Annotated in this window: 5 protein-coding genes; 2 read left to right on the forward strand and 3 right to left on the reverse strand. The window is 46.0% G+C overall.

The window, feature by feature from the left end:
• The coding region (locus ACLFWI_RS25385) for a tetratricopeptide repeat protein (protein ID WP_446415226.1) at positions 1–1,196 on the reverse strand (1,196 nt) is incomplete at its 3' end.
• 104 nt (positions 1,197–1,300) lie between these two features.
• Positions 1,301–2,446: a tRNA preQ1(34) S-adenosylmethionine ribosyltransferase-isomerase QueA gene (gene queA, locus ACLFWI_RS25390; RefSeq protein ID WP_446415227.1), complete on the reverse strand. Its 1,146-nt coding sequence runs from the start codon at positions 2,444–2,446 to the stop codon at positions 1,301–1,303.
• 269 nt (positions 2,447–2,715) lie between these two features.
• On the opposite strand from queA, the gene ACLFWI_RS25395 reads away from it, so the two are divergent.
• Positions 2,716–3,105 carry a hypothetical protein gene (locus tag ACLFWI_RS25395; RefSeq protein ID WP_446415228.1) on the forward strand — a complete coding sequence of 130 codons (390 nt, stop codon included), beginning with the start codon at positions 2,716–2,718 and terminating at the stop codon, positions 3,103–3,105.
• Between the two features lie 547 nt (positions 3,106–3,652).
• A complete protein-coding gene (locus ACLFWI_RS25400; RefSeq protein ID WP_446415229.1) occupies positions 3,653–4,060 on the forward strand; it encodes a pentapeptide repeat-containing protein in 408 nt (135 codons plus the stop codon).
• A gap of 248 nt (positions 4,061–4,308) precedes the next feature.
• Here ACLFWI_RS25400 and ACLFWI_RS25405 read toward each other — a convergent pair whose 3' ends face one another.
• Complete coding sequence (locus ACLFWI_RS25405; RefSeq protein WP_446415230.1) at positions 4,309–6,057, reverse strand: DUF3685 domain-containing protein; 1,749 nt, start codon at positions 6,055–6,057, stop codon at positions 4,309–4,311.
• Positions 6,058–6,125 lie beyond the last annotated feature (68 nt).

Consider the following 6,125-nt stretch of genomic DNA (forward strand, 5'->3'; position numbering starts at 1 on the left):
TCAACCGCATCAATTTTCTCCAAATTTCCTTCTTCAATAAACAAATTCCTGGCTTCTAAGAGGAAGGAAACTGCCTCTTGTCCCCGTCCAACTTGCTGGAGGGCAATTCCCAGGTTGTAAAACGCTAGTGATAGTTTGGGATTGAGCAGAATGGCTTGTTGATATTCGGAAATCGCATCCTCATACTGCTGATTTCGATGCAGCGCTACGGCTAAATTGTAGTGCGCTAGCGAATCGTAAGGATCGAGTGATATGGCGCGTTCCAGTGCCGCGATCGCTTGCTCATATTCCCCGTTTTTAATCAGTGCGGCTCCCAATTGGCGATAAGCATCTACATTGTCAGGATCTATCTGCGTCACCCAATTAAATCTGCGAATAGCTTCTTCTGCATCCCCTTGTTGCAGAAAAATTAGCCCCAGCCGATAGTGAGCGGGTGCAAATCGTGAATTGATTTGGGTTGCTCTGAGAAAGGAATTTTTGGCTTCGGTAATCTGGTTTTGTTGAGCTAGCAGCAATCCTAGTTGATAATGGGCTTGTACGAATTGTGAATCGTTGCGAAGGGCTTGCCGTAGTGCCGCGATCGCAGAATCGATTTGGTTTTGTTTGGCGAGGAGTAATGCCAAATTGTACTTAGCCACCGCTGAGTTAGGATTGAGGCGAACGGCTTGTTGGTATTCACTCAGCGCTGCTTCAGTATCACCGACTGCTTCTAATGCTAAGCCCAAATTATAGCGAGCGGCGGCTAAATTGGGATTAAGAGCGATCGCCTGTTGATAGGCACTAATCGCTTCCTCGATATTGCCTTGCTGGTATAACATCAAGCCCAGATTGTAATGCGCCTCTGGCATATTCGGATCGAGACCAATTGCCATCTGGTATTGTTCAGCCGCCGAGTCAATTTGACCTTGCTGAAACAGGGCATTCCCCAGTAAATACCGTGCCATCGGGATCAACGGATCTTCCTGTAGGGCTTTGCGAAAGGCTAACTCGGCGGCTTTGAAGTCGCCGCGATTATAGCGCATGACACCTTGTTGAAAAAAGGTCGCCGCTTCTAGGTCATTCGTATATAGTCCCTCAACTAACTGCTTACTGTGCTGGCGCTTGGGTAGACTATCGGACAAGGCGGGATCAACCGACAGGAAACTGAGTGCGATCGCGGCGGCAAGTCCAAAGCGGAGGTGGTAGTGTTTAGACATGGTAGAAGACGATTGGGAAATTGAATAAGGAATGTGGGCGGGGGAAAGGGTTTATAGCGTCCTATCTTAATAGTGCCAATTTCACTCCCCGATTGGTTCGCCCTTTAATGGTTAACAGCTTCTGGCAAAATCAGCATGGCATCACCAAAGGAATAAAATCGATAATTATACGCGATCGCTTCAGCATACAACTTCAACAGTCGTTCTCTGCCAATCAATGCACTCACTAGCATCAACAAAGTAGAACGGGGTAAGTGAAAATTGGTAATCAACCCATCAACCACCCGCCACTGATAGCCGGGATAAATAAATAATTCAGTTTTGCCACAATAGGGCTGCAACTCCCCACTCGTCGCCGCCCCCTCCAACGCCCTAACCACGGTTGTGCCAACGGCAATCACCCGCCCCCCGGCGGCTTTGGTTTGCTGAATTTGTGCCACCGTTGCGGCGGGTATCTCCAACCATTCGCCATGCATTTGATGATTCGTCACATCTTCGATTTCCACCGGGCGAAATGTACCAACACCAACGTGCAATGTAATCGACGCCTGCTCAATTCCGCTTATGTGACACTGTTTCAAAAGTTCGGGGGTGAAATGTAATCCGGCTGTCGGTGCGGCTACTGCACCAGGGATTTGGGCGTATACGGTTTGATACTGATCGGGTGTGGCTTGAGAGTGGGTGATGTAAGGCGGAAAAGGCACTTGACCATAGTTAGGTAACAGGGTGACTAGGGACTGCCCCTTGGGTAGGTCAAACTGCAATAGACGCCCACTGGTTGCATCATCTCTGGCGATAATTTTTGCCTTCAGGGGAGATCTATTCTTTATATTGTCCTGTCTTGGTGTTTCTGTATCGTCTGAAGATAGAGGAGTCTTTCCATGACTTGCCGGAACAATAGGTTGATCAGGTTCAAAGACTATTGTTGAACCCACTTTTAGCCGTCGTCCTGGTTTCACCAATGCCAACCAACAGTTCTGTCCCCGTTCCTCCAGCAATAACACTTCCACAGGCGTACCTGTTATCTTGCGACCATAAAGTCGAGCTGGGATTACCCGGGTATTATTCAGAACCAACAGGTCGCCGGAACGCAACAACTGAGGTAAATCTCGGAAAATGCAGTGTTGGTGCTGAGTTGGAGACTCAACCACGAGCAAACGAGAACTATCTCTAGGGGAAATGGGTGTTTGAGCAATCCGACCCTCTGGCAGATCATAGTTATAGCTGGAAAGCAATAGGTCATTCGTCATGGATAGTTCTTCGGATCAAGTACAGCTTATGAGCAATTTTTGACAAATTGGGTAGGTCATGAACGGGTCAGGGTTTTAGCTCTACTCTATACCGCGACTTGCCTTGTGCGATCGGGTACGAATCCCCAAAGACACAGGGTCAAGACCTAAAACAACGGAATTGGGTATGATCCCCCAGTTAAGAGCGGGGGCTTTTCCCCTACCAATTCCTGATCCCCGTTGTCAGAATGAAGGTATAGCAATTCCTTGACTCCACCCCTAGCTGCCCTATGGATTACCTTTATTTTTTAGCCAATGCGAGTTTGACACTGCGAGTGGTTGAGTACCTCCACTCCATGATCCAGCTTCCCGTTCAATATACAACAGTGATTCATCAAATTGATGGCTGGGTCATTAAAGTTAAAATGAACCATCCCCTCACGCCTCAGCAACATGGAGATTTCCAAGCCTTCATGGGCGAATTGGGAATTCCGTTCCAACCCGACATGCGCTTGCAAATGGCGTTTTGGAGCCTCGATACCGGACAATCTCCCATCGATGTCATGCGTCGCTACCAAGTCGCTGTGGTATCTCATGGTAACCCTGACAAGACTGATATTGAAGCGTTTCGCCAACAGTTTACCATGGGACTAGGATACTGCCCAGAAACTTTAGCCTAAGCCTAAGGAGTTGCCCATTCATCAGCCTCCACTATCGGGGCAAGCCCAACTATTATGCCTTTGTCGGGGCAAATTTAGCCATTTCAGGGGGTAAAAACTGAGTCTGAATCCAGGCGCATTTTAATACCTTAACGGGGAGGATCGTCATTTGTCATTTGTCATTTGCTTCCCCATCTTCCAGACGTTCCACCGGAACGTCTCTACAACCCCATCTTCCTCATCTTCCCCATCTGCACCTCCGCACCTCCGCCCCCATACTCCCCGTTGTGACGTTTGTCACTCCTGAGCGTTGCCTTGCGTCAGGTGTCTGCGGTTTTCCGGTCACGCTTAACACCGATTTCAGTATAGCCTTTACTGCGATCACGTTCACCCTTTATTAAGATTTAGTTCAATTACTTTTTCCCCGAAATGACCGAAAATTGCAACGTTAATTTATCGGGGATATAACAGTATGCAGCTTGCTTATTTCTGTATTGGCAGAGAACCTATAGAGTCTTGTGTCCATCATATCCATAGCCATCGATTTAGCCCATATAGATCGATAAAAATGACGGCGGAGGAATTGCTACAGCGATATGCAGCCGGACAACGGGATTTTCAAGGTGTCAATTTGAGTGACGAAGTTCTCAGTTGGGCAGATTTGACAGGAGCGAATTTAAGTGGAGCAAATTTGAGTGGGGTAATTCTGAATTGGGCTAATCTTAGTCAAGTTAAGTTGAGATGTGCTAACTTGAGTAATTCGGATTTAAATTGGGCGAATTTGGAACAGGCAGATTTACAGGGGGCAAATTTGAGTGGTGCAGAGGTGAGTGCTGCTAATCTGAATGGAGCCGATTGGAGTGGGGCAATTATGCCTGATGGTACAATCTTGTCTGAACATAATTATAGTCAAGATTGCCGATTTCTATCCTGGTTGGTTAGATTCTTTAGGCAAGAAAACAAGTACAATTTCTGATTAGAACTTGTCCTACATCCAAGTTAAGCAAAGGGCGGGTTTAGTCTCGTTATCAGTTTGTACCAAAACGTTATCGGTTAAACCCGCCCCTACGCTATTTAGATAAGTTAATATAGTTGATTTTATTTCCACCAACCTACTTAGTAGATCACAAACTTTGCTCCCCTGCTCCCCTGCTTCTAGGCTCATCTGCTCCTAGGCTCCCTTGTGATTGCAACCGAAAACGTTTCGGTTTATTGAACTTAGTTTCACTTTCCCCGTTCTCCATTTTTGCCAAACCATGTATCTTGCCATGCACTACCCACGCCTTGAATAACGCCCCGTAGAATTAAACCAATTCCTCGTCCTAAGACTTGCGTTAAAACATAAACTACGCCTTTACCAACCCAGCCAACTGTTCCCCGTAAACGTGGCGCGATCGCATCCCGAAGTTCATAGGCGATGGTGACGGCTAGTTGAGTACCCTGTAGTTGTTCTAATTCTTGACGCCGAGGGGAATAAATGGCGACTTTTTTGATGCCAATTTCGCTCAAAACAAATAAATCATAGCGACTTTCAAAAATGGCTTGGGGTTCATCGATATATTGGTTACGCCGATATTTCCAGGATAAATTATTTCTAAATCTGGTAATTTCCCGTGAAGATATTAACCGTTTATCATAAAAATCATGTTTAACAATTTCAATATCAGAAAACTCGTTTAACAGGGGTTGGATTACACCATTAGCAACTTGAATAATTAGATTCTGCAACAATAACTCTGCTCGCGCCATGGCTTCTGGCGTATGGGCAGGATATGATACGTTATCAATCATCAATGGGGTTTCAAATAGCCGATTTCCTAATAACTCAATCACCAAAGGAATTTTATCTAAAATAGCTCTTTGCACTACATCTCGATCTTGCCGCAAAATCTCAACCATTTCGATATTTTGATTGCCGATGACTAAGGTTGAATATTTACCAAAAAAGTTAGTTAGAGAAACTTGCCATAAATCATGTAATAAGCGCGATCGCTTCTGGGTCAACTGCTCCATCGTTACCTGGGAAAAGCGCAAAGCATCCAGCATTTCCTCGAACTTGTAGAGGACGGTACGCAGTAATTCCCGGCGTCTCTCCACTTGCAAAATATCGATTTCCAAGGGAGTATTCGTCAAATTTGCCAAACTAGAATCCAGTTTGGTCAACGTCACCGCCTGGGGTGTAGACGGTTGAAACTGCAACGCCTCAGAGGAGGTTTTGGATAAAGCACTGGTGGGGGATTGGCGCAGACGATTTTGGGGGACAGGAGGACGAGGTGATGAAGGATTTAAACGTAGCTGAGGTTCAGCAAGGCTATTACTATTATTAGAGGGAACAAGTCCGGAATCTGTCGGTAATAGTTGATTCACCAGCCAACGGGCTGTCAATAACTCTCGACGGCGTCCCGTCCAAAATAGCCAATCTAGGCGGGATAAATTTCCCTGTTGAAGTTGTGCCGTTACCTGTTTTAAAGCCGCTTCAATTTGTTGTAATCCTGACTGGCGTAATTGGGTATGCCACCGTGGGGGAGGTAATGAATTGGCGGGGGTGGGTAACATTTGCCAGTAGGATTCACCCGCTTTGACTTGTCGAATGGCTTCCACAATTAAGGTGATAGCACATCCTTTAGCACAGTACCCTTCCACTCCCAAACCTTTGGCAGCGGTAAGCTGATTGGTTTCCGATGGGGCGGTTAGCAATAAGATGGGTAGGTTGGGATAATCTGTCTTAAGTTGCTGGCACAAGGATAGTCCAGTTAGGGGACTGCCGAGCGATCGCCCTAATGCCAAGTCTAAGATAATTAAATTAACCTGTTCTTGGGGGAATAAGGTGGTTAAACTTTCTAAGGCTGCCGTTGCTGTATCAACCTCAGCTACGATATCTAAATCAGCAAAGGCTTCCAGGGCTGTGACTAAACCTAATCGGAAAATTGGGTCATCGTCAATAAGTAGAATTTGAGTGGATTGATTTGTCATTTGTCATTCGTCATTTGTTGATTGTTGATGGTTCATTGTTGATGGTTCATTGTTGATGGTTCATTGTT

It is taken from the genome of Coleofasciculus sp., assembly GCF_046539235.1.
Classification (GTDB): Bacteria; Cyanobacteriota; Cyanobacteriia; order Cyanobacteriales; family Coleofasciculaceae; genus Coleofasciculus.